The organism is Lactobacillus sp. OTU4228, assembly GCF_001006945.1.
GTDB lineage: Bacteria > Bacillota > Bacilli > Lactobacillales > Lactobacillaceae > Lactobacillus > Lactobacillus amylovorus.
In genome coordinates, this window is sequence record NZ_CDLD01000014.1 from 96,710 (window position 1) to 122,221 (window position 25,512).

The window sequence follows — 25,512 nt, forward strand, 5'->3', positions numbered from 1 at the left end:
GTAGGCTTTAGGAAGGAAAAATAATGATAAATAAGATTTTTACTAATAGAAGAGCTGTTAGTAATTTTTCTAATGATGTAGTTATCGATGATCAAATTAATGATTTGATTGAAGCATTTCAAACTGCACCTTGTGGGATGCATCAAGCAGATGTGATGAATTTAGTTTGGGGTTAAGGATGAGGGACTGCGCCAAGAAATTGAAAATGCAACTGATAATTCATGCTATAATGCACCAATTTTGTTTGTAATTAATACTAAGAAAAATAGTATGTTTGGTGAAAGAGATGCATCAGTTGCTGCTGAGAATATCATGCTAGAAGCCACGGATCTTGGCTTAGGTTCTGTATATATAATGGGTGATGCTGCCAAATTAAATGATCATGCTGACGTATTAAAAGAATTGGGTATTGATTCCGACTTTGAAGTAACAGTAATTGTGCCAGTAGGTAAAATTGCGGAAGAATCTGAAAAAGAGGATCGTTCTCAGCACTATCAGGTAACCATTTATTGATGAATTTAGTTTGGGGTTAAAAATCAGCATTCGTATCATATAATGGATTTAAGAGTAGTTTTAAATATGGAGAACACATGAATAAAAAAATATTAGTAGGAGTGACAGCGCTTCTTTTTGGAGTGACACTCACAGGATGTCAGGTCCATTTTGATAGAGATGCTGTAACTTTTGGCAAAGTTGAATCTAAAAAGAAAAAGGTTACCAAAAAGAAAGTAGTTAAACCTAAAAAGACTAATCAGCGAGTGTCAAATAAGACTGAGATACATAAGAAAGTTAATAAAAAAGTAAAAAAGTCGAAATCTATCAATAAATGGAATTTGGATAAAACTAGGAAGCTGCAAGTTATAGTAAGTAACTGGAGCAAAAAGAGTGGGCAGCAATACGTCTTTTATCGAAAAAAAGTTTTAAAGACGAAAAATGGCGTTACTTATCCTTGGGCTTTTAAACAAAGAAAATTTGTTTTAAATAAAAAGCCGATTAGCATAGGATATAGTCCAATCGGCAAAAATAGATATCAATATAATGTTGTAGCTATTGCAAATGATAATTTTAAAAATTGGCATAATACATATTTATTCTGTCTAAAGAAGGATAAGCCAATAATTTTGCTTGATCAGTCTAAAAATACTAATCCAATAGTGGTACAAGTAGTTAATGATAAAGTATTAAATAAGAAATTTAAGCAAATAGTTGAATAATTAAAGATGAAACAAAAAAGCATGTAGAAATTAATCTACATGCTTTTTGTTGAAATTGTACTCGGTTAATCGAAATTAATCGTGGTCAACATCATCTGGGAAGAATGCAAGACGTTCGCCCTTGCCAAGTTCTTCTTCGATTTCAAGTAAACGGTTGTACTTTTCAACACGTTCTGAACGAGCTGGAGCACCAGTCTTAAGTTGACCACCGTTGATAGCAACAGCCAAGTCAGCGATGAAGGTGTCACCAGTTTCACCTGAACGGTGAGAAATCATAGTGTTGTAGCCGTTCTTACGTGACATACGGATAGTTTCAAGAGTTTCAGTAACAGTACCGATTTGGTTCAACTTGATTAATGAAGCGTTGCCGGCACCTTCCTTGATGGCCTTCTTCAAAAGTGCTGGGTTAGTACAAATGAAGTCGTCAAGAACGATTTGGATACGGTCCTTGTGTGATTGAGTGAACTTAACCATACCTTCAACATCGTTTTCGTCATATGGGTCTTCCATTGACATTAATTCTGGGAATTCGTCCAAAAGCTTGTCATAGTATGCAGCTAATTCTTCATCGTCAAGAACCTTGCCTTCAAGGTGGTACTTGCCGTCTTCTTTGTTGTAGAAGTATGAAGCAGCACAGTCACATGCAATACCGATATCTTCGCCTGGCTTGTAACCAGCCTTAACAATTGATTCGTGTAAAGCCTTCAAAGCTTCTTCTGAGTTCTTCATGTTAGGTGCGAAACCACCTTCGTCACCCAAGCCAGTTTCGTAACCCATGTCTTCAAGAACTTTCTTCAAAGTGTGGTATACGTTAACGATCTTTTCGAAACCATCACGGAATGAAGTCTTAGCAATTGGAGTGATCATGAATTCTTGGATGTCGATACCGTTGTCAGCGTGTTCACCACCGTTGATAACGTTGTGGAAAGTTTGTGGCATTTCAAGATCAATACCGCCAAGGTAACGGTAAAGAGGTTGGTGGTTAGCCTTAGCTGCAGCAACAGCAGTAGCCATTGATACACCTAAGATAGCGTTAGCACCAAGACGACCCTTGTTTGGAGTACCGTCTAAGTCGATCATAGTTTGGTCAATCTTAGCTTGGTCAAATGGGTCCATACCCTTTAAAGCGTCGTTGATTTCAGTGTTAACATTGTTAACAGCCTTTGAAACGCCCTTACCACCAAGACGTGAACCACCGTCACGTAATTCAACGGCTTCGTTTTCACCAGTTGAAGCACCTGATGGAACTTCAGCCTTACCTACGATACCGTTTGAAAGGGTAACGTGAACTTCAACAGTTGGGTTACCACGTGAGTCAAAAATTTCGAGTGCGTGTACATTTTCAATAACTGATTTGAGCATTATAAACCTCCTCAAAAATTATGGCATGTAACAAAAATTTTGCATGCCATACGGAACAATTTTTGTCCCGCTTACAATTCAAATTTTAGCCTAACTTTGTGATCATGTAAACATATGAAAGCGGTTTACATTTTAAAAATTAATAAAGGCAATAATAAATTGCTATATCAACGCGCTATAATACATGTATTAAAATAATTGTTTATGATAAATAAGGAATTTGATTATGGAGAATATTAAATTAATTATTGATTCTAGTAGCAATATGAAAAGCGATCCTGACCACAACGTGGAAGTAGTACCTTTGACTATTTCTTTTGGCGGTAAGGATTATATTGACGATCAAAATTTGAATATCAGAGAATTTTTGAATGATATGAATCAAAATCAAGTTGCCGGTAAGACTACTTGTCCTAGCATTCAAGCTTGGCTTAATGCACTAGAAGGTACCGAAAAAGCTATCATCATCACGATGACTAGTGGTATGAGTGGTACTTTTTCCTCAGCACTTCAAGCAAAAACAATGTATGAGGAAAAGCATCCCACCAGTCAAATTATTGTAGTTGACTCAAGAAGTGCGGGTCCTGAATTAACTATTGTCTTGCACGGTATTGAGAAAATGATCCAAGGCGATATCCGCTTTGTTGATCTCGAAGAAGTAATTGCCAAATTCAGAATGCGTACGCATTTGCTCTTTATTCTGCAATCACTACATAATTTGTCTCTGAATGGGCGTGTCTCACCAGTCGCAGCCAAGGTTGCCGGTCTTTTGAAAATTAACTTGATCGGTACGGCAAGCAAGGAAGGTAAGCTTGAACCATTAACTAAGGCTAGGGGTATGAAAAAAGCAATGCGTGAATTGCTTAAATACATGAAGGACGACAATTATCATGGCGGTGAAGTGATTATTGACCACTGCGAAAATGAAAAAGATGCCGAGATTATCAAAGATAAGATCTTGGCTGAATATCCTGATGCTCAAGTTACGATCCGTCCAATGCGCGGCCTTTGCAGTTTTTATGCTGAAGAGGGCGGCATTATGGTTGGTTTTCACGAATAAAAGATAAATTAAAATAAAACGAGTATGTTCCAAAAAACATACTCGTTTTTGTTTAGAGTGCTAAAAATAATTGTTGTGAAATGCTAAAGCAAACGATTGCCAAACTAGTTGCACCAATTATGTCTGATGGGTAATGGGCTTTTAAACTCAAGCGAGAAATGATGACCATTATCCAAACAGCAATAACTGTGATGATGAAGGCGAGTCCTAAATCTTTAGCAAAAAGCTGCAATAGAATTAGCCCCATGGTCGTTGCTCCTAAAACGTGCCCACTAGGAAAGCTATAGCCTTCTTCCATGTCTGAGTGGAGAATAGGACGCTTGCGCCGGATCAATCTCTTTAAAATGATGCCGGAAATATCCGCAAAACCTAAGGTACCCAATACCCAAAGTGCAGTTAAATTGCGCTCTTCATTTAACAAAAGGCCAGCTAAGAGCACGTCCCAAACGACCATCAATTTGGGATCGTTAATAAAGGCAATTACTTGCCATTTGTAACCACTGCGTTTTTTAACTAATTGATGGTGTAGCCAGTGGTCAAATAGATTAAAACGACGTGAGGTCTTGATATTAAAAATGAGTAACAATAAAACAGTTGCTGCAAGGAGCAACACTAAATAATTATTCATTGATGCACAATATCCCCAATAACTTATTTGTAAAATCTATTTTAACCTCAAAAGAAAAAATAATGCTAATCTTTAAACAAAATTAACATTATTTTTTTCTTTTGCGCAATTTTTAGTTTTGATGATTAAATTTACCTTTAGTGAGCATATCGTAAGTAATTAAATCACTGCTGTCTAAATCTTCTTTATTCATATCAACTACGTTGATTTGCTTATTAGTGTAAGTAGTGTAGTAGAAGATACCTTTATCCAAATTGATACCATCAGAGTAAATAGTGTACTCAAAAGCATCTGGGCCGACTTGATCCAGGCCTTTTTGTTGTTCTACTGAATGCAGAATATGGAAGTAAGTGTCCACGTTTTCTTCTTCAGAATCGGAAGTAGGGGCGTTAAACTTGTTGAAGGCTACTCTGACAAAACGAGATTCTGAATCCATACCACCTGGCAAATTGCGTGAACCTAAGCCGCGGCTGTAGCCGTCCATTTTAACTTGATCTGAGAAGTTGTTCTTTGGCATTGCGGCAGAAACATCTGCGTAGTTGTTTAAGTTGAACAATTGCTTAGGGAATTGTGGGTTGTTAGTTAAGCAGCCAACAGGGTTATCGTAAACATGCATACCATCTTTATCAGTTTCAACAACAATTGAAGTGCCGGTTTTATCGGCAATTAACCAGTGAAGTTTAGAAGCAACCATTTTTTCGCTAAAGTTGATGTCAGCAATGTTGATTTTGGCAAGCAATTTCTTAGCTTCTTCTACTGTAGCGCATTGGCCCAAAATCCAAGGGATGAATTCAAAAGAAGCAACATTGTCTTTGCCATCTTTGACGTCATAGTAAGTGGCATTGCCAGGATAATTTAGTCCGGCCATTCCCAAGCCCTTTTCATTAGCAGCATCAAAGTATAAAGGATAGCCGCCAGCATTAAGGGCGATTCCTACCATAGCGTAATGTTGTTTTAATTCCGGCATCTTGCGGAACTTAAAATCATAGTTGCGAGGGGTAATCACGACTTGCTGACCGAAAGTTATTTCTAGGTCAAGATTACGACCAAAGTAGTGATCTTTAGGACTAAACACAATTGAAGTACACATATTAAAAACTCTTTTCTATATCTTATTTCAAATATTAGGTATACTCTAATTGTAACAATAAGTCATGCTGTGTAAAGTGAAAATAGTTTTGGACTATTTCTAACAATAAGGTTATAATATCAGTGTTATGGAGTGTTGGCAGAGTGGTAATGCACCGGACTCGAAATCCGGCGAACCAAGTTTTCCTTGGCGCGCAGGTTCAAATCCTGTACACTCCTTATTATTTATGAATTTTGATGAAGCTGCTAATTTATAGTGGCTTTTTTATTTTTGCCCTTGACAAAACGCCAAAAGCAAAAGTAAATTAATTCCAGTAATTAATAGGAATAGATTAATTATATGGAGTTGAGTTATGAGTAAAAAGAATAACGCGCCCCAGCTGCGTCGAACAATGACTGCTGGCCAAATGGAAATGATTTCACTTGGTGGAGCAATTGGTGTCGGCTTATTTATGGGGTCTACGTCAACAATTAAGTGGACTGGTCCTTCAGTACTTTTGGCCTATATGTTTGTGGGCCTGATTTTGTACATTGTTATGCGAGCACTCGGGGAAATGCTTTACATCAATCCGGGGACAGGTTCATTTGCGGATTATGCAACAGAATACGTTCATCCCTTAGCTGGATATTTAGCCGAATGGGCCAATGTCTTTGAATATATCATTGTTGGTATGTCAGAAGTGGTGGCCGCGACAGAATATCTGAAATATTGGTGGCCGAATATCAGTGCTTTATGGTCGGGGATCATCATTATTGCATTTTTGCTTTTAGCCAATTTAGCTAGTGCCAAAGCATATGCTTCACTGGAATTCTGGTTTGCGATGATCAAGGTAATCACCATTATTTTAATGATTGTTTTGGGCTTCATTGTTATCTTCTTCGGTGTTGGTAACGGTGGCAAGCCAACTGGTTTCAGCAATTTATGGGCTCATGGCGGTTTCTTTACTGGTGGCGTCAAAGGTTTCTTCTTCTCAATGTCAATTATCGTTGGTTCTTATGAAGGAATCGAACTTTTAGGTATTTCAGCTGGTGAAGTTGCTCACCCACAAGAAGCAATTGTTAAAAGTGTTAAGTCAGTTTTATTTAGAATTTTGATTTTCTACGTGGGTGCGATCTTTGTTATCGTGACTATTTATCCATGGAATAAATTGAGTAGTCTTGGTTCACCATTTGTAACTACTTTTGCTAAAGTAGGAATTACTGTGGCAGCTTCAATTATCAACTTTGTTGTGTTAACTGCGGCTTTGTCAGGTGCAAACTCAGGAATTTATTCATCAAGTCGGATGCTGTTTAAATTGTCACATGATGGTGAAGCACCTAGTCCTTTCAAGCATATTTCCAAGAGAATCGTGCCTGATCGCGCTATTATGGGTATCTCAGGTGGTATCTTTATTGGTTTTGTCTTGAACGTAATTGCCTCACAATTTAATCATTCTGCTTCAGACTTATTTGTTATTGTGTTCAGTTCATCTGTTTTACCAGGGATGATCCCATGGTTTGTGATTTTGCTGGCCGAACTTAGATTTAGAAGACACAATAAAGATAAAATGGCCACTCACCCATTTAAGTTGCCACTTTATCCATTCACAAATTATTTTGCCTTTGCCATGCTCTTAGTAATTGTAGTTTTCATGTTCATTAATCCTGATACGAGAATCTCAGTTATTGTCGGCGCATTGGTCTTGATTGTTGCAACAGTCGTCTACCTGATTAGACATAAAGGCGAATTTAAGAAAAATTAATGAAAAAGATGATTCAGTTCATCTATTTTATTTTGCTTAAAAATACTAAATCTTGTAGTTTACATTATCAAATACACCAGATCTATGGTATCTTAAACAAGATGAAAACTTGAAAGGTGTGTAGAAAATGGCAATTCTTGAACAACCATATTTGGATCTTTTGCAAAAGATAATGACTGAAGGCCATGACAAGAGTGATCGAACCGGTACGGGTACCAGAAGTTATTTTGGTGCACAAATGCGTTTTGATTTATCAAAAGGCTTTCCATTATTAACGACTAAGAAGGTTCCCTTTGGTTTGATTAAAAGTGAACTTCTCTGGTTCTTACGTGGCGATACCAATATTCGCTTTTTGCTAGAACATAATAATCATATCTGGGATGAATGGGCCTTTAAAAATTGGGTAACTAGTGCTGAATACCAAGGCCCCGATATGACTGATTTCGGTTTGCGTAGTCAAAGTGATCCGGAATTTAATAAGGTCTACCAAGCAGAGATGAAAAAATTTGATCAAAGAATTCTCGATGATGAAGACTTTGCTAAAAGGTATGGCAATTTAGGCGATGTATATGGTGCACAATGGCGTCATTGGCAAAAACGTGATGGTGGTTTTATTGATCAAATTGACAATGTAATTAAGCAAATTAAGGAGACCCCAGATTCACGTAGAATGATCGTGACTGCATGGAACCCAGAAGATGTGCCAACAAGTGCACTGCCACCATGTCACGTCATGTTCCAGTTTTATGTGGTTGATGGAAAGATTAGTGTTCAACTTTACCAAAGAAGTGGTGACATGTTCTTGGGTGTGCCATTTAACATTGCTTCATATGCACTTTTGCTTAATATGATTGCACGTGAGACTGGTCTTGAAGTGGGTGAATTTGTTCATACTTTGGGGGACGCACACATTTACCGCAACCACTTTGATCAAGTAAAGGAATTGCTTTCCCGTAAGCCTTATGATTCACCACAACTTTGGCTCAATCCTGAGAAGAAGCACATTGAAGATTTTAAAATGAAAGATATCAAGGTAGTAGATTACAAGCACCATGGTACGATTAAGGCACCAGTTGCGGTTTAGGTGATAGCATGATCGAATATGTTTGGGCAGAAGATAAAAAAAGACAAATTGGCGTAGATGGGCACTTGCCTTGGCATTTACCAGCTGACTTAAAGCATTTTAAAGAAAAGACAATGGATCATCCAATTTTAATGGGTAGGAAAACTTTTGCTAGCTTACCCAAGTTATTGCCAGGACGAAAGCACATTGTTTTGACCCACAATGAAGAAATGAAAAGTAAATGGAAAGATAATAACCAGGTAGAGATTTTGACATCAATCGATGAAATGAATGAATATCTTTCCAATCATCAAAGTGAAAAGATATGTGCGATTGGTGGCGTATCAATTTTTAAAGCCTTGCTTGATCAGGTTGATATCCTTGAAAAAACTGAAATTGAGGGCGCCTTTAAAGCAGATACAGTTATGCCAGAGATTGATTACTCACAGTTTGATTTAGTGCATCAAGAGCATCACGATGCCGATAGCAAGAATAAATATCCTTATACTTTTTTGACTTATATAAGAAAACACTAAAATAAGCTCGCAGATTTGCGAACCTTTTTTATTCTTGGTTATAATGGAATATATTAACTATTTATTTACCGGGTAATAAAAATGAGTGAAGAAAAAATAAATTTAGAAACAGGCTTAACTAGTAGCCAGGTTGAACAGCGTATTCAAGCTGGTGAAGTCAATAAAGCCGTTGATGATCAATTTAAAACAAATAAACAAATCATCCGAGAAAACTTGTTTACTTACTTTAACTTGATTTTCTTGGTACTCTCAATTTTGCTAGTCTTAGTTGGCGCATATAAGGATTTGACCTTCTTGCCAGTTATTGTGTTAAACACGGTAATTGGTATTGTTCAGGAAATCCGTGCTAAAAAGATCTTAAGTAAATTGAACGTCATGAATGCAACAGAGATCGTGGCATTACGTGATGGTAAAGAAGAAAAAGTCCCAATTGAGAAACTAGTTAAAGGAGATCTGGTTTTACTTAAAACAGGGGATCAGATTCCTGCCGACGGCCAAGTTGTCAAAGGTGACATCAGGGTTAATGAATCTCTTTTAACTGGTGAATCTGATGAAATTACTAAAGATGTTGGCGATCAGCTAATGTCTGGTTCCTTTGTAGTTTCGGGCTCTGCTTATATGCAACTAGAAAAAGTGGGTAAGGAAAGCTACATTTCTAAGCTGACGATTAAAGCTAAAGCCATGGGCAGCAGTGAACAGTCAGAAATGGTTCGCTCAATTAACAAATTGATTAAATGGGTCGGCATTATCATTATTCCCCTGGGAATAGCACTGTTCTCGATGAGTTTCTTTGTCAACCACATGTCTTTATACCGTAGTATCGTTTCCATGGAAGCTGCGATTATCGGTATGATTCCAGAAGGCTTGTACCTTTTGACGACTATTGCATTAGCACTTTCTGCAGTTCGTCTAGCACGGAAGCAGGTAATGCTCCACGATATGAAGAGTGTTGAAACTTTAGCTCGAGTTAATGTACTTTGTGTTGATAAAACAGGTACGATTACCGAGCCAAAGATGAGCGTAGAAAAAGCAGTTGCTTCTAAAGACTTTAAAAGAAACAACTTAGACCAACTCATAGGTGATTTTGCTGCTAGCATGCCGGCAGATAATGCGACAATGAAGGCTGTTCACGAGCATTTCACTGAAAATACTGGTAAAACAGCCAGCGGTATTCTGCCATTTACTTCAGTTAATAAATATAGTGGCGTAATTTTTGACGATCATACACTTTTAATTGGCGCACCAGAAATGGTTTTGCGTGACCAGTTCGATCAGTATAAGGATGAATTTGAACAATATGCCGCAACTGGTTATCGTGTTTTAATCGTAGTCAATTATCCAGGTGTTTTAACTGAAGACGATTCTAAATTATCTAAACCAGTTGAAGTTTACGGCTATATTCTCTTGTCTAACCCAATAAGAAAAGAAGCTAAAGCAACCTTTGAATACTTTGCTAAACAGGGTGTAGAAATTAAGGTTATCTCAGGTGATAACCCTGTAACTGTCTCAAGAGTTGCTAAGCAAGCTGGTATTAAAAATTCTGATAAATATATTGATGCACAGGAAATACCTGATGATGGTTATGAAGATGCAGTGAAGAACTACAGTGTCTTTGGTCGAGTTAAGCCAGAACAAAAGCGTAAGTTTGTTAATGCTTTGCAAAACTTAGGCAATACCGTTGCTATGACTGGTGATGGTGTTAACGATATTTTGGCAATGAAGAAAGCAGACTGTTCAATTGCGATGGCATCCGGTAACAGTGCGGCTGTTCAAGCCTCTCAAGTAGTATTGCTTGATTCAAATTTTGCTAGAATGCCTAAGGTGGTAAATGAAGGTCGGCGCGTAGTTAATAACATTCAGCGTTCAGCCAGTTTGTTCTTGGTAAAGAATATCTTCTCATTTTTGATGGCTATCTTCTCACTCGTAATGGTTATTGATTATCCATTACAGCCATCACAGATTACCTTGATTTCTGCCTTCACCATTGGCTTGCCATCATTCTTGTTGGCTCTAGAAAGTAATCACAATAGAATTCGCGGACAATTTATTCCCAATATTTTGGCAAGAGCAATCCCTGGTGGGGTAACCGATATGCTGGCGGTAAGTATTTTGGTGGTTGCAGGCGGCTATATATCGCTTGATCATAATGATGTAGGTACAACGGCAACACTTTTATTGGTGGCAGTGGGAATGATGGTACTTTACCACATTTCAGCTCCATTAAATAAATTCCGTTTATGCGTAATGATTGGATCATTCGCTGGGTTAGTTTTAGCGATTATCTTCTTACACAATCTGTTCTCACTGACCATGATTTCTGATAAGGCAATGTTCATTCTATTTGTCTTGTTCTGTGCGGCAACTACAATTTTCCGCTGGTTATCAAGAATTTTGGATGGTGTGCAAGAAGTATTGGTTGTCTTTGATCAAAAGGGTAAGAATATGACTTTTGCGGAACTGCATGAAGCTTATCAACGCGGGCGCAAGAGCGTTCAATAAAAAAATAAGAGCTATCTGTTTAAAAAAGCAGATAACTCTTTTTCATTATCTTAATGATTTACGATAACCAGCACGTCTAGCAGCAGCTTCTGAAGGGAAGTAAACTGCATTGGCTGAACTCATATGATAGTTTTCACCACTGGCAACATGATAAATCTTGCTGCGTTTGTTACCAATTACACGGTAATTTGCAGTAGAAATCTTGTGCTTAATGTTATGAATGGTTCTTGCTTTAGTCACATGATGGCTTCTAGCTTTTACATGTTCAGCAATCGTACTTGAACCATGTTTAACGCGACTAGTACCATCTTTGTAGTTTAAGATTACGCCAGGTTGCTCATTGAAAATATAAACATTGAAATCAACAGCATTGCTGCCGATTGATTTAGCTTCCATTTCAACACCGTTTGCTAACAAGTCATTACCTTTGAAAATTGGTGTAACTCTGTAGCGAACGTAATTACTTGAAGAGTCTTTCAAATAATCGGCAACTTCATTTTCGTACTTGAGCATGTCTGGATCGTTTAATTCACGTGTTCCAGTAATTAGATTGCGCGGATTATTATTTTGACCGGTTAATTGATAGCCAACTAGGTGACAACGGTTGTAAAGCCAGCCACTAGCAATGCGTTTGTTGTGCCAACCAGTTGGATCCCAAGTCAAACCGGCTCTTGGACTATGGGGCATCAATCTCTTATTCAAAAGGGCATTAGCCGCCTGAGCTCTATTTAAGTAATCTAAATTACTGTATTTTTGCCAGGGACCATTTTTCTTTGACAACGTACTTTTAGAGAAGCGCGGTTCATTATGGTCGACCGTAACAATTTCTTGTTTATGAAATTTCAGATTAGCGAGTGATTTATCTGAAACGGCATAAACGGTTTGGTTATTGCATGGGACATTAGTATTGGCAAAGGAAATCAAGCCTACTGCCGCTACTAATAAGAGAGCCAAACTTCGAAAGTGATTTTTCTTCATTTCTTTCTCCTTAGCAATTATTAAATTATAAGATATAACCACATTATAAAATAAAACCGCTTACTCAGAAGAATAATTAAAAAATATGTTGACTAGATTAAAAAGTGATGATAACTTATTTATAACAAATTATTAATCAAACATCTTGAAGAGCTGAGTAACTAGTTCCCTATTTATAAAGAGAGCTAACGTGGTGGTGAAAGTTAGCAAATAGGCCCTAGCGAATATGGGCTTGGAACGATGACTGATAGTGATATTTAGCTATCAGCGGATTTGCACCCGTTAACAGTGCAGGCTATTAATTTGATAGCTAATGAGATTTATCGCGTGAGTGATAAATGAATTAAAGGTGGTAACACGAGCATTCGTCCTTTTAGGATGAATGCTTTTTTATTTTCATTATTAGGAGTTGAGTTACATGCGTAAGCGTAGACGGAGAAATACAATTATTTGGACAATTATCGGGGTTTTAATCTTAATTGCTGGTTGGTTTAGTTTTGGACCAGGAATTCCAAGTAAAACCCAAGCCAAGACTGTAACAGTTGGTGTTGTCTCACAAAGTAAACAAGATGCAGCTATTTGGAAGAGCGTTGCTCAAACGGCTAAAGATAAATATGGTATTACGATTAAGATAAAGAATTTTACTGATTACAACCAGCCAAACAAGGCTTTGAAATCTGGCGATGTTGATTTGAATGCTTTCCAACACTACGCCTTCCTTAAAGCATGGAACAAGTCAAATGGTGGTGGTGTAGTTCCAATCGGTAAAACTTATATTGCACCAATTCGTTTGTACTCTAAGAAATACAAGAAGTTGTCTCAATTGCCAGATGGTGCAACTATTGCCATTCCAAATGATGCAACTAATGAATCAAGAGCATTGTTTGTTCTTAAAAACGCTGGCTTAATCGGTTTAAGAAAGGGCAAGACACTTGTTACTGTAGCCGATATCACTAAGAACCCACGCAACCTTAAGTTAAAGGAAGTTGGTGCTGAACAAACTGGTCGAGTAATCAACTCAGTTGATGCTTCAGTAGTTAACAACGACTATGCTGGTCCAGCTGGTTTAGGCGATAAGCAAACTATTTACGTTGAACCAGTTAACAAAGATTCTAAGCAATGGATCAACATCATTTGTGCTAAGAAGGGTCAAGAAAACAACCGACTTTACAAAGATGTGGTTAAGGCCTACCAAACTGAAAAGACAAAGAAGATGACTAAGCACTACTACGGTAATTCACAAATTGCTGCTTGGGATATCAAGATTAAGTAGGAGGGGTTAGAATGAGCATTATTCAATTAGATCATATTGATGTAGATTTTCCTCAAAAAAAGGGTAAAGTTGTCAAAGCAGTTAGCGATGTAACTTTGCACGTTGAAAAAGGCGATATTTATGGAGTTGTCGGCTTCTCTGGTGCCGGTAAGTCAACCTTGGTTAGAACGATTAACCTCCTGCAACATCCTAGCAAGGGTAATATCAAGGTCAACGATGTCGATTTTGTTAAAGAGGGCAAACAAGTTATTTCTAATAAACAATTGCAACTAGAACGTCGAAAAATCGGCATGATTTTCCAAGGTTTCAACCTATTAAATGAAACAACGGTTTTAGAAAATGTTGCTTTTGCATTAAAGCACGCAAAACTTTCCGATGAAGAATTAGAAAAACGTTCATTAGAATTGCTTGATTTAGTTGATTTGAAAGATAAGGCTAACTTTTATCCAGTTGAATTATCAGGTGGTCAGCAACAAAGAGTAGCTATTGCTCGTGCTTTGGCTAACCACCCCGATATCTTGATCTCTGATGAAGCTACTAGTGCGCTTGATCCACAAAATACACAACAAATTTTGGATCTATTGAAACAACTCAATAAGCAATTAGGTTTGACTGTAGTTTTAATCACCCACGAAATGGATGCCGTTAAGAAGATCTGTAATAAGGTTGCTGTAATGGAACACGGTAAGATGATTGAAAAAGGCAATTTGCGTCAAGTCTTCTTGCATCCTAAGAAGGAATTGACTAAACGCTTTGTTGGTGGTGGCCTTGAAGCTATTCAAACTTTAGAGGCCTTGAACCTTGGCAAGCTAGAAGCAAATGAAGAGGTATATCAACTGGTTTACAGCATTGCCAATGTGACTAAGTCCATCATTATTGAACTTTACCGTCAAATTGGAGTAGAGGTTTCAATGCTTTATGGTAACGTGGAACTGTTAAATGGCGAAGCAATCGGTACTTTGGTTGTTTTGGTTAAAGGGGATGCCGATAAGCAAAAGCAAGCTAGAGAATTCTTGGAGAAGCAAAACGTTACTTTGACTAGATTGGATGAAAAGGGGAATTTAGATGATTAGTTGGTTTGAAAAAGTTTGTCCAAATGTCGTACAACTCGGCTGGGGCGGAGACGCTGGCTGGGGAACTAGTATCTTTCAAACATTATTCATGACTTTTTGGGCCACAATCTTCGGTGGCATTCTCGGAATTATTTTTGGTGTTTTGCTTGTTGTAACCAAAGAAGACGGTATTCGTCCAAACAAGTTCTGGTATAACGTTTGCGATAAGATAGTTTCAATTTTTAGAGCTATTCCATTTGTAATCTTGCTTGCCTTTGTTGCACCTGTTACGCAAAAGATTGTTGGTACTCAAATCGGGATGAAGGCAGCCTTAGTTCCATTAACTTTAGGTGTTTTCCCATTCTACGCTCGTCAGGTACAAGTTGCCCTTGAAAGTGTTGATACAGGTAAAGTAGAGGCTGCTCAAAGTTTAGGCGCAACTGTTTCAGATATCATTTTTGATGTTTACTTACGTGAATCACGTTCAGAATTAATCCGCGTTTCAACAGTAACCATCATTTCATTGATTGGTTTAACTGCAATGGCTGGTGCCATCGGTGCCGGTGGTTTAGGTAACACAGCTATTTCATATGGTTACAACCGTTTTAACAATGACGTTACCTTAGTTGCTACTGTCTTAGTAATTATTTTGATTTTTATTGTACAAATTGTTGGTGACTTCTTTGCTAAAAAGATGAACCATCAAAATAGGTAGAAATTTTTAAGATGAGATCTAGGCTATCCTAGATCTTTTTTCTTTAATTGAAAAAGAAAGCCTTTACAGGTATCATAAAAGGTGATTGAAAACTAACAAAAACCTTATGCTTATGTAAGGAGGAAAAATAATGAGCGAAGAAAACTATCGTATTGAAAGCGACACCATCGGTCCTGTAAAAATTCCTAAGGATGCTTTGTGGGGTCCACAAACAGAAAGAAGTCGCAATAACTTCCCAAGCGGTGAGTTAATGCCTTTACAAATCATCCGTGCCTTTTTGCATTTGAAGAAGGCTGCTGCCGAATCAAATGTGGAAGTTGGGGATGAACCTAAGGAAAAAGGTGAAGCAATTGAAGATGCAATTGATCATCTTTTAGCACTTAATGATACAGATTTAAGAAAAGACTTCCCATTACACGTACTTCAAACTGGTTCAGGTACTCAAAGTAACATGAACGTTAACGAAGTAGTGGCTAACTTGGCCAACAAGCTTCACCCAGGTTTAGGTATTTTGCCTAACGATGATGTTAACCGTGGTCAATCATCTAATGATACTTATCCAACTACTATGAATATCGTTGCTGTTGAAGCCTTAGACAAGCTTGAACCTGCTATCAAGCATTTGATTGATGAATTAGTAGTTAAGGAAAAGAAGTACTGGAAGACTGTTAAAGTTGGTCGTACTCACTTGCAAGATGCAACTCCACTTACTTTTGGTCAAGAATTATCTGGCTACATTTCCGCATTGAAACATGATCTTTCATACATTCAAGAATTGAAGCCAACTCTTTATGAATTGGCTATCGGTGGTACTGCTGTAGGTACCGGACTTAACGCTGCACCAGGCATGACTGAAAAGATTGCTGGTAAATTATCAGAAGTATATGGTCATGAATTCAAGGTTAAAACCAACAAGTTCTGGGGCTTAGCTCACCACTCAGGTCTTGATGTTGTTCATGGCGCACTTAAGACCTTGGCTGCTGATATGTTTAAGATTGCTCAAGATGTTCGTATGCTTGCTTCAGGTCCTCGTGCCGGTTATCACGAATTAAATATTCCAGCTAATGAACCAGGTTCAAGCATTATGCCAGGTAAGGTTAACCCAACTCAGGCAGAAGCCGTAACTATGGCTGCTGCTAAGGTATTCGGTAATGATACAACAATTACTTTTGCTTCAAGCCAAGGTAACTTCGAAATGAATGTCTTTAAGACTGTAATCATTGCAGCATTTCTTGATTCATGTGACATTTTGACTGGTACAATTACTGGTTTTGCTGATAAAATGATACATGGCTTAACTGTTAACGAAGAGCGTATGGATGAATTGCTTGAAAATTCACTTATGACAGTTACCGCATTGTCACCACATATTGGTTATCATGCAGCTGCCAAAATTGCTCAAACTGCTGATAAAGAAGGCACTACCTTGAAGGAAGCTGCCTTAAAGAGTGGTAAAGTTACAGAAGAACAATATGATAAATGGATGGATTACATGAAGATGACTAATGTTGATCAATCCACTCCAGAAGAATAATAGGGGATATTATGCCAAATAATAAAGAATTAAAAAATAAATATGATGCAATAATTGTTGGTTCAGGTGGTACTGGTTTAACAGCAGCACTTCAAGCTCGTGAACTTGGTTTGAATGTTGTTATTTTGGAAAAGAACGGTAAAACTGGTGGTAACACTAGTCGTGCTTCTAGTGGTATGAACGCATCTGAATCATTGGTTCAACTTGATGAAGGAATCATTGACAACAACCGTGACTTTTACGAAGAAACTTTAAAAGGTGGCGGTTTATTAAACGACCGTGCAATGCTTAAGTACTTTGTTAACCACTCCGCTATTGCAATTAGCTGGTTAATGAAATATGGCGTTCGTTTGACTGATTTAACCATTACCGGTGGGATGAGCGTAAAGAGAGCTCACCGTCCAGGTTCAATGGAACCAGTTGGCTTTTATTTGACGTCACGTTTAACTAACCAAGTTAAAAAGGCCGGTGTAGATATCTTTACTGGTGCTAAAGTAACTAAATTGTTGCAAGACAAGAATGGCAATGTTAACGGCGTAGAAGTTGAAACTGATAAAGGCGTTAAAACAATTAAGGCTAAGGCAGTTTTGCTTGCTACTGGTGGCTTTGGCGCTTCTAAAGAAATCATCAAGAAGTATCGTCCAGATTTAGTTGACTACAAGACTACCAACCAACCAGGTGCTACTGGCGATGGGATTAAGCTTGCTAAAGAAATTGGTGCGCAATTGATGCAAATGAACTTTATTCAAGTTCACCCAACTGCAGATACTGATAACCCACACGTTTACTTAATCGGTGAAGGTTTACGTGGTGAAGGTGCTATTTTGGTTAACAAGGCCGGCAAGCGTTTTGTTAACGAATTAAACACCCGTAAAATTGTTTCAAGTGCGATTACTGGTTTAAACGAAGACGGTGCATACTTGGTCTTCGATTCAGGTGTTCGTGCTCATTTTGCAGCTGTAGAATTTTATGACCACATTGGCTTGGTTAAGGAGGGCAGCACTTTGGCTGACTTAGCTAAGGAAATTGATGTTGATCCAGAAAACTTAGCTGCCACAGTAGATGAGTGGAACAAGGCCGTTGAAAACCACAAGGATAAGGAATTTGGCAGAACTACTGGTATGGATCGTGAATTAAACCGTGGACCATACTACGCTATTCACATTCACCCAGCTATTCACTACACTATGGGCGGAATTCATATTAACACCGAAACTCAAGTATTGGATACCAACGGTAACGTAATTAAAGGTCTTTATGCAGCTGGTGAAGTTTCTGGCGGACTTCACGGCAACAACCGTATTGGTGGTAACTCAGTTGCTGAAACGGTTATCTTTGGTCGCCAAGCTGGTATTCAAATGGCTAAATACGCTAGAGAACACAAATAAATCTAACCGAAAAAGAGACAATGAGAGTTGTCTTTTTTTCAATATATTTGTTAAGAAAAGCACAATATTAACGTGATTAATTAATAAATAGTGTCTAATGTAAGCGCTTAGTGTATAATGGAATATGTAGAAAATTACGTTTATGAAAGGACTAATATAACTTATGAGTAGAAAAGTATTTCTTGTTGGTGATGGTGCCGTAGGTTCAACTTTTGCAAATGACTTATTGCAAAACGCTACTGTTGATGAATTGGCAATTTGCGATGTAGCTAAGGATCGTCCAGTTGGTGACTCAATGGACCTTGAAGATATCACTCCGTTTATGGGTCAAACCAACATCCACCCAGCTGAATACAGTGATGCTAAAGATGCTGACGTTTGTGTAATTACTGCTGGTGTTCCTAGAAAACCTGGTGAAACTAGACTTGATTTGGTTGCTAAGAACGTTAAGATTTTGAAGAGCATTGTAGAACCCGTTGTTGAATCAGGATTTAAGGGTGTATTCGTTGTTTCCGCAAACCCAGTAGATATCTTAACTACTTTAACTCAAAAGTTATCAGGCTTCCCTAAGAGCCGTGTAATTGGTACTGGTACTTCACTTGATTCAATGCGTCTTCGCGTTGAACTTGCTAAGAAGCTTAATGTTCCAGTTGCCAAGGTTAACTCAATGGTTCTTGGTGAACATGGTGATACTAGTTTTGAAAACTTTGATGAATCAACTGTTGATGGCAAGCCGCTTCGCGACTATGCAGAAATTAATGACAATGTTTTAAGTGAAATTGAAACTGACGTCCGCAAGAAGGGCGGCAAGATCATCGCTAACAAGGGTGCTACATTCTATGGTGTTGCAATGATGCTTACCCAAATCGTTAGTGCCATCTTGGACAACCGTTCAATCTGCTTGCCATTATCAGCACCAATTAACGGCGAATATGGCATTAAGCACGACTTGTACTTAGGTACTCCAACTGTTATCAACGGTGAAGGTATTGAACAAGTAATCGAAACCAAGCTTTCAGATGCTGAAAAGGCTAAGATGCTCAACTCAGCTGATAAAATGCAAGAAGTTTTATCAGGTATTGAACTTTAATTGATATAGATATATTAAGAAAAAGGCGTTCATTGAGCGCCTTTTTTTGCTTGCTAGATAATACAAAAGAAGGTATTATTATGATTAAAGAATTAATAAGAAATTAGAGACTAACGAGGTAGGATATGACAGTTATTTCTGATCAAGAGATCGCAGACTTTTCTGCCGATTTCAATACTAATAGCAAAAATCAAGTTGCTTCACGTGCTGCTCGTCGTAGCGGATTACTTGAAGCATCCTTTAACGATCGCGTTTCAGAACGTTTAAACCATGTTTTTTCAACTGAACTTGATGTAGGTGGCGTAACTGACCAAAAGCATTCTGGTCGTTGCTGGGAATTTGCCACATTGAATGTTTTGCGTCATTACTTTGGCAAGCAAAACAAAGTAAAAGATTTCACTTTCTCACAAGCTTATAACTTTTTCTGGGATAAGATTGAACGCGCAAATGCCTTTTATAATGCAATGATCCGTTTGGCTGATAAGCCACTTAACGACCGCGAAGTGCAATCATGGTTAGCTTTTGCTGGTGAAGACGGCGGCCTTTGGAGCATGGCCATCAACCTAGTTAAAAAATATGGTGTTGTACCTTCATACGCAATGCCTGAAAGTTTTAACTCCAACAATACTACTGGTTTGATCGATTCTTTAGCACGTAAGGAAAGAAAAGATGCTATTGCTTTACGTAAATTAGTGAGTGAAGGCAGTTCACAAGATGAACTTGAAAAGGCTAAGAAGCACTTTTTGAATGAAGTTTACCGCATGGTATCTGTTGCCTTAGGCGAACCACCAAAGAAGTTTGACTTGGAATACCGCGATGACGACAAGAAATATCACTTGGAAAGAGACTTAACTCCACGTGAATTCGTACAAAAGTATTTCAAGGATTTTAAGTTTGATGATTATGTAGTTTTATCAAACTGTCCTAACCACGAATTTAACAAGCTTTACCATATGCCACTTTATGACAATGTTGATGGCGGTGATCAAATTAAGTTTTTGAATGTGCCAATTGAATATTTGGCTCAAGCTGCTGTAGCACAACTTAAGTCTGGGGATGCCGTAATCTTTGGTAACGACGTTTTGAAGCAAATGGAAAGAAAGACTGGTTATCTTGATACCGAACTTTACCAAACCGATAAATTATTTGGTGTTGATACCAAGATGAGCAAGGCTGATCGTTTAGCGACTGGCGAAGGCTTTGCTACTCACGATATGACCTTAGTCGGCGTTGATGAAGATCACGGCCACATTCGCAAGTGGAAGGTTGAAAACTCTTGGGGCGATAAATATGGTCACAAGGGCTTCTACGAAATGAGCCAACCATGGTTTGAAGATTATGTTTACGATGTCGTAGTTAGAAAAGAATTTTTGACTGATGAACAAGTTAAATTGGCAGAAGGTCCAGCAATCGACCTAAAGCCATGGGACAACATTGGTTAATAGCTCAAAGCCTAGTTTTTACTAAGCTTTTTTCTTTTGCTTATAAAAATAACAAGTTATTTATGAATTAATTTCACAAGTTAATATATTTTTATAAAATACTAAAAAATCGATATTTATTTAAAAATGCTTAAATTTCGAATAAAAAGTATATAATACTATGTGAAAACATTCATTTTTAAAATTTAGTTTATTAAAGCTAAGCAGGGGAAGAAAAAATGAAATATCTAGAAAGAGTAAACTACAAAGGCTTTATTTGGCCTTTAGTAATGGGGATTGTGTTGTGGCTGATCACTCCGTGGCGGCCTAGTGGATTAACTCCTCAAGCATGGGAAATGTTTGCTATTTTCGTAGCGACTATTGTGGGATGTATAACAAAGCCGCTCCCAATTGGTAGTACCACGCTTTTAGGGATGGTTGTAACTGTCTTGGTTGGAATTGCTCCAGTTAAAGACGGGGTTAACTCAAAAGGTGTTGTCGTTCAAACTGGTATTTTGAGTTCATTCGGTAACTCAGCTGCCCGGTTAATTGCGATGGCCTTTATCATGGCTCACGGTATTAGCAAGACTGGTTTAGGTAACCGTGTCGCATACCTCATGATTAAACGTTTTTGTAAAAAATCAATTGGTATCGGTTATGCGATTACTGGTTTGGAATTGATTATGGGTGCTTTGATTCCATCAAATAGTGCTCGTACTGGTGTGTTACTTGGCTAGTAGTTGAATCAATTTCTAATGCTTTTGGCATTCACTGGCGCAATCAACGCATCAACCACGCACTATGCTAACGGTCCAGCTTCTATTTTGGCTACGACGGGCTATGTCAAACAAAATGAATGGTGGAAGATGAACTTTGTTTTAGGTATCGTCTACATCTTGATCTTTGGTATTGTTGGTACTTTATGGATGAAAGTTATTGGTGTCTGTTAAAAGTAAAGTCAATCTGGGAGAACCGGGTTGCCTTTTTGTGTAATAGAAAGTAAGGAAAAATGGAATTTAAAACAAATGATAATGTAACTTTACATTACAGTGATACTGGTGAAAAAGATAAGCCAGTTTTGCTCGGAATCCCAGGAATCGGTGGTTCTAGTCAGATGTGGCGCGATTTAATTAACTTATTTAAGAAGGATTATCGCTTCATTATGCTGGATCCAAGAAACCAAGGAAAATCTGAACGTACTTATCGCGGACAACGCATTAGTCGTCATGCCGCAGATCTAGAAGAATTACTAGTTAAACTAGACTTGCATGATGTTGTTGCAATTGGCAACTCCATGGGTGCCGCCAACATCTGGGCTTATTTATCCATCTATGGCAAGGGTAGACTCAAGGCAATGGTTGACTTGGATCAATCACCAAAGATGATCGCCGACAAGAATTGGAAGTATGGTTTTAAAGATCTAAATTGGGATAACTATCCTGAAATGTTAAAGCTAGATTTTGGCAAGGCTTTTTATCACCATATTGATGACGAAATGTTTGAAGCAGCTAAGAAGGAATATCAAGAATTTCCTTATGATCCGGAAGAAAACTATAAATGCTTAGTTGAACATGCTGAGCAAGATTGGCGCGACGTGGTCATGGATATGCCTGTGCCACTTCTTGTAATTGCTGGGGCTAAATCGCCATATTTCAATCCTGATTTCATTAAGGCGGTTAAATTCTTAAATGATCAGGTAGAAACTGCTCTAATTCCTGAATGTGGTCACTTACCACAGGCAGAACAACCTGAAAAAACACATGAGATCATCGCTGATTTTTTGAAAAATTAAAAATTTAGTGATTAAATTAAAATAATTAAAATTTGGGAGTACACTGAATTTGTGAAAATAATTACTTGTTATTAATGCTTAGTAAGGTGGCATGTTTATGGACAAAGTCGTTGATTTATTTTTAAACGACTCCTCGACTAGAAAAAAGTGGGAACTGGTAGTGTTAGTGGCAATGTTTTGAAGTATATCGGTGTTAAAAACAATAATGCTTGAACAAGGTAGTCACCAATTTGATGAATTACCTAACCCAAGAAAAGACTTTCCATTCCTTTTTTTTACGAAAGCAAAGTATGCGGCAAGCTTTGAACACTTGCACTTCAATCTCTTGGCGAAAACTGACGAGGCAGCCTTTCTTGAAAATGGTACGCCTGATATCCAAGACTACTTGCATGACTTGCCCAAGATTGACGATCAAGCTAATAAGAAGATAGCTGCGATTGTGATGAATGCTAATCCGTTCACGCTAGGTCATAAACATTGACTTCCGGTACAATAACATTTCATGGCCTAACAGATACTAAAGAATCTCCATTGATTATTATTAATGTTGGAAAAAATGAAAATCTGACTTCATTATCGTCTGCTGCCAATATGGATTTATATTATGGTAATGAAAAAATCGATTCATAAGAATATCATAAATATTCCAATCGTATTTTATGGAATTTTGGTAGCAATTTACAAGAATTGAAAATTGCTAATGGTCATTTCATGGGAAGTATTTTAGCTCCAAATGCTGTATTTGATACTGGATTTAATGTAGATGGTAACATAGTAGCTAAAGAAGTTACTATTGGTAGTGAAAATCACCGTTGGGATTGGATGATGCCAGCTTATCCAGTTGTTCCTAATCCCCAACCAGAACCTGAACCAGAGCTCCAACCTAAACCAACACCAAATTCTGATCCTGAACAACCTAACTTCTTCCCACCAGCTCTAAAGATTCAGACGAGCCGGAAACACCTCAATTTGGTGAACCCCAAGTCAAAACTCATTTACCTGATGCAGGTACAGTTAGCCAAGCTCCAGCGACCAACAATAATGAGGAAGTATTCTTTCAACCTCAAGCAAAACGCCATTTTGGCAAAGCAGTACTGACCGATAAAAAGACAAAAACAGTTAAAAAAGCCAAGACTGCTACAACCGCAGTTAAGGTGGATAAACCAGTTATCAAACATATCTCAGTAAAAAAGGTAGTCACTCCTCAAGTTAAAAAAGTAAATAAAAAGGTGGCAACTACACTTCCACAAACTGGACAAAAGCAAAATCATGTTACTTTACTTGGTTTGGTCTTAGGCGCTGTATCAATAATGATCGGCTTCTTCGATCAAGCCAAGAAAGAATAAATTAATCCTTAATAAACTTATGTCCCAAAAAGTCCGAGCAATCGGGCTTTTTCTTTTACAAACAAAAAAGTCCACGTTTCCGTGGACTATATTTGCGTATACAATATTCATTCCTTGCGTATTTTTATTATTGCATATTTGGAATTAGATTTCACTTATTTTGTCTTGAAAACAATTTTTTGTTAAAGTAAGAAAATAAGTATTTTTGAGGGGGAAAAGTAGATGGAGAGTTGGCTATTTTTAGCCTTAATTTTAGTAGTAGCATTAGTTGGAAAAAATATGTCATTGATTATTGCGACAGGGGTTGTGATGCTATTCAAATTACTACCTTTTACCAGTAAATGGCTGCCAACAATTCAAGCAAAAGGAATCAACTGGGGCGTGACTGTCATCTCAGTCGCAATCTTAATCCCTATTGCTACCGGACAGATTGGTTTTAAAGACCTAATCAAAACTTTTAAAACACCAGCAGGATGGATCGCAGTTTTAGCAGGTATCTTAGTCGCTATTTTATCTAGATATGGCGTTGACCAATTAGCCGCCGTACCACAAGTGACCGTTGCCTTAGTGCTCGGTACGATCATCGGTGTGGTGGTCTTCAAAGGCGTGGCAGCTGGCCCCGTAATTGCCAGCGGTATGACATATCTAGTGATCACCTTATTTAATCTGCACTTTTAGATGTATAATTAGAAAAAAGAAGGTGGACTAAATGACAATAATTGTTCACGAAAATATAGGTAAAGAACTAGACGATTATCTAGAACGACGTTTGCGCAATTATGAAGTAATTACACCGCCAATACCTAAAAAGCCAGAGATCGTTACCTTAGAAGACGACGATAAAAAGAAGAAACATCATAAAAAGGATCGCTAAATTGATAGCGATCCTTTTTAATTATACAAATGGATTATAGAAGCGGCCGTGATCAAGTTGCCAAAGAAGTACGACAAGTAAAACTAGTACAACGGCTAATCCCATTACCCAAAAATCATCTTTTTTAAATGATTCTGCAACATACCAAGTACGCTTTTTCTTGGAACCAAATCGTCTGAGTTGCATTGCCGTACTGATTGTATCGATTCGATCCAAACTAGTGAAGATTAGTGGCATGACAATGTTTAATGTGCCCTTGATTCGTTTAGATAATTTAGCTTTCTTAGATAGTTCAACACCACGTGCCTGTTGTGCGGCCGAGATGGACCAATAAGAATTTTGAATATCAGGGATGTAGCGCAATGCCAATGCTACGGCATAAGAAATCTTATAGCTGATACCGATGCGATTTAAACTTGCCGCAAATTGACTTGGATTCGTTGTGAGCAAGAAAAGCAGCACGACTGGAATTGAGCAGACGTATTTCAAGAATAAATTAAATAGGTAGAAAACTTCTTGAATGGTCAATGTAAAGTAACCAGCATGAATCAAGATACTCTTTGAATGATAGATATTTTCACCATAAGTTGGTTGGAAAAGGTAAACAAAGAGCAAATTCAAAATCATGAAAGCAACGATAAATTTAACGATAAAAGAAATTTGGCGCCATTTGATGTTTGCTTCCTTAAAAAGATAGATCGAGAGAATACCAATCGCAACTAGAAAACGGGTATCGTAAGTAATCATACAAGCTGCCGAAACTAGCAACATGAAAACTAACTTGGTCGTGGCATTTAGCTGATAGATAAAACCACTCCCTGGTTGATAGCCTAGTATTTGACTTTCATCATGCATA

At 37.8% G+C, this 25,512-nt stretch carries 22 protein-coding genes, 1 tRNA gene, 4 pseudogenes and 1 other annotated feature; of the genes and pseudogenes, 22 read left to right on the plus strand and 5 right to left on the minus strand.

Annotated elements, in window-relative coordinates; all coding sequences use genetic code 11:
• Positions 1-23 precede the first annotated feature (23 nt).
• Both BN1206_RS04030 and BN1206_RS04035 read left to right on the plus strand, forming a co-directional pair.
• Positions 24-513, plus strand: a pseudogene (locus BN1206_RS04030) (nitroreductase family protein).
• 77 nt (positions 514-590) lie between these two features.
• Entirely contained in the window at positions 591-1,214 is a 624-nt protein-coding gene (locus BN1206_RS04035; RefSeq protein ID WP_022087195.1) for a DUF4767 domain-containing protein, read from the plus strand.
• Between the two features lie 75 nt (positions 1,215-1,289).
• Here BN1206_RS04035 and eno read toward each other — a convergent pair whose 3' ends face one another.
• Positions 1,290-2,576, minus strand: coding sequence for a phosphopyruvate hydratase (gene eno / locus BN1206_RS04040; RefSeq protein ID WP_022087194.1), 1,287 nt, complete (start codon positions 2,574-2,576; stop codon positions 1,290-1,292).
• A 226-nt stretch (positions 2,577-2,802) separates the two neighbouring features.
• Between eno and BN1206_RS04045 the strand changes: the two genes are divergently transcribed.
• Positions 2,803-3,636: a DegV family protein gene (locus BN1206_RS04045; RefSeq protein WP_022087193.1), complete on the plus strand. Its 834-nt coding sequence runs from the start codon at positions 2,803-2,805 to the stop codon at positions 3,634-3,636.
• A 52-nt stretch (positions 3,637-3,688) separates the two neighbouring features.
• Here BN1206_RS04045 and BN1206_RS04050 read toward each other — a convergent pair whose 3' ends face one another.
• Positions 3,689-4,264 carry a phosphatase PAP2 family protein gene (locus BN1206_RS04050; protein ID WP_013437709.1) on the minus strand — a complete coding sequence of 192 codons (576 nt, stop codon included), beginning with the start codon at positions 4,262-4,264 and terminating at the stop codon, positions 3,689-3,691.
• A 112-nt stretch (positions 4,265-4,376) separates the two neighbouring features.
• Entirely contained in the window at positions 4,377-5,354 is a 978-nt protein-coding gene (gene bsh / locus BN1206_RS04055) for a choloylglycine hydrolase (protein ID WP_013641791.1), read from the minus strand.
• Positions 5,355-5,483: 129 nt separating this feature from the next.
• Between bsh and BN1206_RS04060 the strand changes: the two genes are divergently transcribed.
• The 5 genes from BN1206_RS04060 to BN1206_RS04080 all read left to right on the plus strand — a co-directional run bounded on the left by BN1206_RS04060 (position 5,484) and on the right by BN1206_RS04080 (position 11,193).
• Positions 5,484-5,572 (plus strand) — tRNA-Ser (locus tag BN1206_RS04060).
• 134 nt (positions 5,573-5,706) lie between these two features.
• Complete coding sequence (locus tag BN1206_RS04065) at positions 5,707-7,095, plus strand: amino acid permease (protein WP_013437711.1); 1,389 nt, start codon at positions 5,707-5,709, stop codon at positions 7,093-7,095.
• Positions 7,096-7,222: 127 nt separating this feature from the next.
• Positions 7,223-8,179 (plus strand): thymidylate synthase, encoded by a 957-nt coding sequence (locus tag BN1206_RS04070; RefSeq protein ID WP_014565772.1) that lies wholly within the window; start codon positions 7,223-7,225, stop codon positions 8,177-8,179.
• Positions 8,180-8,187: 8 nt separating this feature from the next.
• Positions 8,188-8,694: a dihydrofolate reductase gene (locus BN1206_RS04075; RefSeq protein WP_013437713.1), complete on the plus strand. Its 507-nt coding sequence runs from the start codon at positions 8,188-8,190 to the stop codon at positions 8,692-8,694.
• Between the two features lie 81 nt (positions 8,695-8,775).
• Positions 8,776-11,193: a cation-translocating P-type ATPase gene (locus BN1206_RS04080; RefSeq protein WP_013437714.1), complete on the plus strand. Its 2,418-nt coding sequence runs from the start codon at positions 8,776-8,778 to the stop codon at positions 11,191-11,193.
• 45 nt (positions 11,194-11,238) lie between these two features.
• On the opposite strand, the gene BN1206_RS04085 is transcribed toward BN1206_RS04080, so the two are convergent.
• Positions 11,239-12,171, minus strand: a complete 933-nt coding sequence (locus tag BN1206_RS04085; protein ID WP_013641794.1) for a DNA/RNA non-specific endonuclease — start codon at positions 12,169-12,171, stop codon at positions 11,239-11,241.
• A gap of 136 nt (positions 12,172-12,307) precedes the next feature.
• Positions 12,308-12,547: a binding site (T-box leader), on the plus strand.
• Between the two features lie 42 nt (positions 12,548-12,589).
• Between BN1206_RS04085 and BN1206_RS04090 the strand changes: the two genes are divergently transcribed.
• The 14 genes and pseudogenes from BN1206_RS04090 to BN1206_RS09860 all read left to right on the plus strand — a co-directional run bounded on the left by BN1206_RS04090 (position 12,590) and on the right by BN1206_RS09860 (position 24,656).
• Positions 12,590-13,444, plus strand: coding sequence for a MetQ/NlpA family ABC transporter substrate-binding protein (locus BN1206_RS04090; protein ID WP_013437716.1), 855 nt, complete (start codon positions 12,590-12,592; stop codon positions 13,442-13,444).
• 11 nt (positions 13,445-13,455) lie between these two features.
• Positions 13,456-14,517, plus strand: a complete 1,062-nt coding sequence (locus BN1206_RS04095) for a methionine ABC transporter ATP-binding protein (RefSeq protein WP_013437717.1) — start codon at positions 13,456-13,458, stop codon at positions 14,515-14,517.
• The gene (locus BN1206_RS04100; RefSeq protein WP_013437718.1) at positions 14,510-15,211 is read left to right on the plus strand and encodes a methionine ABC transporter permease; all 702 of its coding nucleotides are present in this window, start codon (positions 14,510-14,512) and stop codon (positions 15,209-15,211) included. The genes BN1206_RS04095 and BN1206_RS04100 overlap by 8 nt, the downstream gene beginning before the upstream one ends.
• A 130-nt stretch (positions 15,212-15,341) precedes the next feature.
• Positions 15,342-16,745 (plus strand): class II fumarate hydratase, encoded by a 1,404-nt coding sequence (locus BN1206_RS04105; protein ID WP_013641795.1) that lies wholly within the window; start codon positions 15,342-15,344, stop codon positions 16,743-16,745.
• A gap of 11 nt (positions 16,746-16,756) precedes the next feature.
• Positions 16,757-18,133 (plus strand): flavocytochrome c, encoded by a 1,377-nt coding sequence (locus tag BN1206_RS04110; RefSeq protein WP_013437720.1) that lies wholly within the window; start codon positions 16,757-16,759, stop codon positions 18,131-18,133.
• Between the two features lie 163 nt (positions 18,134-18,296).
• On the plus strand, positions 18,297-19,223 hold the full coding sequence (locus BN1206_RS04115) for an L-lactate dehydrogenase (protein ID WP_013437721.1): 927 nt from the start codon (positions 18,297-18,299) through the stop codon (positions 19,221-19,223).
• A gap of 125 nt (positions 19,224-19,348) precedes the next feature.
• Positions 19,349-20,665: a C1 family peptidase gene (locus BN1206_RS04120; protein WP_013437722.1), complete on the plus strand. Its 1,317-nt coding sequence runs from the start codon at positions 19,349-19,351 to the stop codon at positions 20,663-20,665.
• 218 nt (positions 20,666-20,883) lie between these two features.
• A pseudogene (locus BN1206_RS04125) lies at positions 20,884-21,594 on the plus strand (anion permease).
• Between the two features lie 59 nt (positions 21,595-21,653).
• The gene (locus BN1206_RS04135) at positions 21,654-22,436 is read left to right on the plus strand and encodes an alpha/beta fold hydrolase (protein WP_052542941.1); all 783 of its coding nucleotides are present in this window, start codon (positions 21,654-21,656) and stop codon (positions 22,434-22,436) included.
• 97 nt (positions 22,437-22,533) lie between these two features.
• Positions 22,534-22,914, plus strand: a pseudogene (locus BN1206_RS10015) ([citrate (pro-3S)-lyase] ligase); the annotation flags it as partial.
• A 173-nt stretch (positions 22,915-23,087) separates the two neighbouring features.
• Positions 23,088-23,534, plus strand: a pseudogene (locus BN1206_RS04145) (collagen-binding domain-containing protein); the annotation flags it as partial.
• 56 nt (positions 23,535-23,590) lie between these two features.
• Positions 23,591-23,782, plus strand: coding sequence for an LPXTG cell wall anchor domain-containing protein (locus BN1206_RS04150; protein WP_013641799.1), 192 nt, complete (start codon positions 23,591-23,593; stop codon positions 23,780-23,782).
• Between the two features lie 222 nt (positions 23,783-24,004).
• Entirely contained in the window at positions 24,005-24,460 is a 456-nt protein-coding gene (locus BN1206_RS04155; protein WP_013641800.1) for a DUF441 domain-containing protein, read from the plus strand.
• 31 nt (positions 24,461-24,491) lie between these two features.
• Positions 24,492-24,656 (plus strand): hypothetical protein, encoded by a 165-nt coding sequence (locus tag BN1206_RS09860; protein ID WP_013437729.1) that lies wholly within the window; start codon positions 24,492-24,494, stop codon positions 24,654-24,656.
• Positions 24,657-24,677: 21 nt separating this feature from the next.
• Here the strand turns inward: BN1206_RS09860 and BN1206_RS04160 are convergent, their stop codons facing one another.
• Positions 24,678-25,511, minus strand: a complete 834-nt coding sequence (locus BN1206_RS04160; RefSeq protein ID WP_013641801.1) for an energy-coupling factor transporter transmembrane component T family protein — start codon at positions 25,509-25,511, stop codon at positions 24,678-24,680.
• Position 25,512 lies beyond the last annotated feature (1 nt).

Excerpts from the sequence above, each read along its gene's own strand:
- eno (WP_022087194.1), bottom strand. The coding sequence starts at position 2,576 with ATGCTCAAATCAGTTATTGAAAATGTACACGCACTCGAAATTTTTGAC.
- BN1206_RS04135 (WP_052542941.1), top strand. The coding sequence starts at position 21,654 with ATGGAATTTAAAACAAATGATAATGTAACTTTACATTACAGTGATACT.
- BN1206_RS04115 (WP_013437721.1), top strand. The coding sequence starts at position 18,297 with ATGAGTAGAAAAGTATTTCTTGTTGGTGATGGTGCCGTAGGTTCAACT.
- BN1206_RS04160 (WP_013641801.1), bottom strand. The coding sequence starts at position 25,511 with ATGCATGATGAAAGTCAAATACTAGGCTATCAACCAGGGAGTGGTTTT.
- BN1206_RS09860 (WP_013437729.1), top strand. The coding sequence starts at position 24,492 with ATGACAATAATTGTTCACGAAAATATAGGTAAAGAACTAGACGATTAT.
- BN1206_RS04035 (WP_022087195.1), top strand. The coding sequence starts at position 591 with ATGAATAAAAAAATATTAGTAGGAGTGACAGCGCTTCTTTTTGGAGTG.
- BN1206_RS04095 (WP_013437717.1), top strand. The coding sequence starts at position 13,456 with ATGAGCATTATTCAATTAGATCATATTGATGTAGATTTTCCTCAAAAA.
- BN1206_RS04050 (WP_013437709.1), bottom strand. The coding sequence starts at position 4,264 with ATGAATAATTATTTAGTGTTGCTCCTTGCAGCAACTGTTTTATTGTTA.
- BN1206_RS04155 (WP_013641800.1), top strand. The coding sequence starts at position 24,005 with ATGGAGAGTTGGCTATTTTTAGCCTTAATTTTAGTAGTAGCATTAGTT.
- BN1206_RS04105 (WP_013641795.1), top strand. The coding sequence starts at position 15,342 with ATGAGCGAAGAAAACTATCGTATTGAAAGCGACACCATCGGTCCTGTA.
- BN1206_RS04120 (WP_013437722.1), top strand. The coding sequence starts at position 19,349 with ATGACAGTTATTTCTGATCAAGAGATCGCAGACTTTTCTGCCGATTTC.
- BN1206_RS04085 (WP_013641794.1), bottom strand. The coding sequence starts at position 12,171 with ATGAAGAAAAATCACTTTCGAAGTTTGGCTCTCTTATTAGTAGCGGCA.
- BN1206_RS04045 (WP_022087193.1), top strand. The coding sequence starts at position 2,803 with ATGGAGAATATTAAATTAATTATTGATTCTAGTAGCAATATGAAAAGC.
- BN1206_RS04080 (WP_013437714.1), top strand. The coding sequence starts at position 8,776 with ATGAGTGAAGAAAAAATAAATTTAGAAACAGGCTTAACTAGTAGCCAG.
- BN1206_RS04070 (WP_014565772.1), top strand. The coding sequence starts at position 7,223 with ATGGCAATTCTTGAACAACCATATTTGGATCTTTTGCAAAAGATAATG.
- BN1206_RS04110 (WP_013437720.1), top strand. The coding sequence starts at position 16,757 with ATGCCAAATAATAAAGAATTAAAAAATAAATATGATGCAATAATTGTT.
- BN1206_RS04100 (WP_013437718.1), top strand. The coding sequence starts at position 14,510 with ATGATTAGTTGGTTTGAAAAAGTTTGTCCAAATGTCGTACAACTCGGC.
- BN1206_RS04065 (WP_013437711.1), top strand. The coding sequence starts at position 5,707 with ATGAGTAAAAAGAATAACGCGCCCCAGCTGCGTCGAACAATGACTGCT.
- bsh (WP_013641791.1), bottom strand. The coding sequence starts at position 5,354 with ATGTGTACTTCAATTGTGTTTAGTCCTAAAGATCACTACTTTGGTCGT.
- BN1206_RS04075 (WP_013437713.1), top strand. The coding sequence starts at position 8,188 with ATGATCGAATATGTTTGGGCAGAAGATAAAAAAAGACAAATTGGCGTA.
- BN1206_RS04090 (WP_013437716.1), top strand. The coding sequence starts at position 12,590 with ATGCGTAAGCGTAGACGGAGAAATACAATTATTTGGACAATTATCGGG.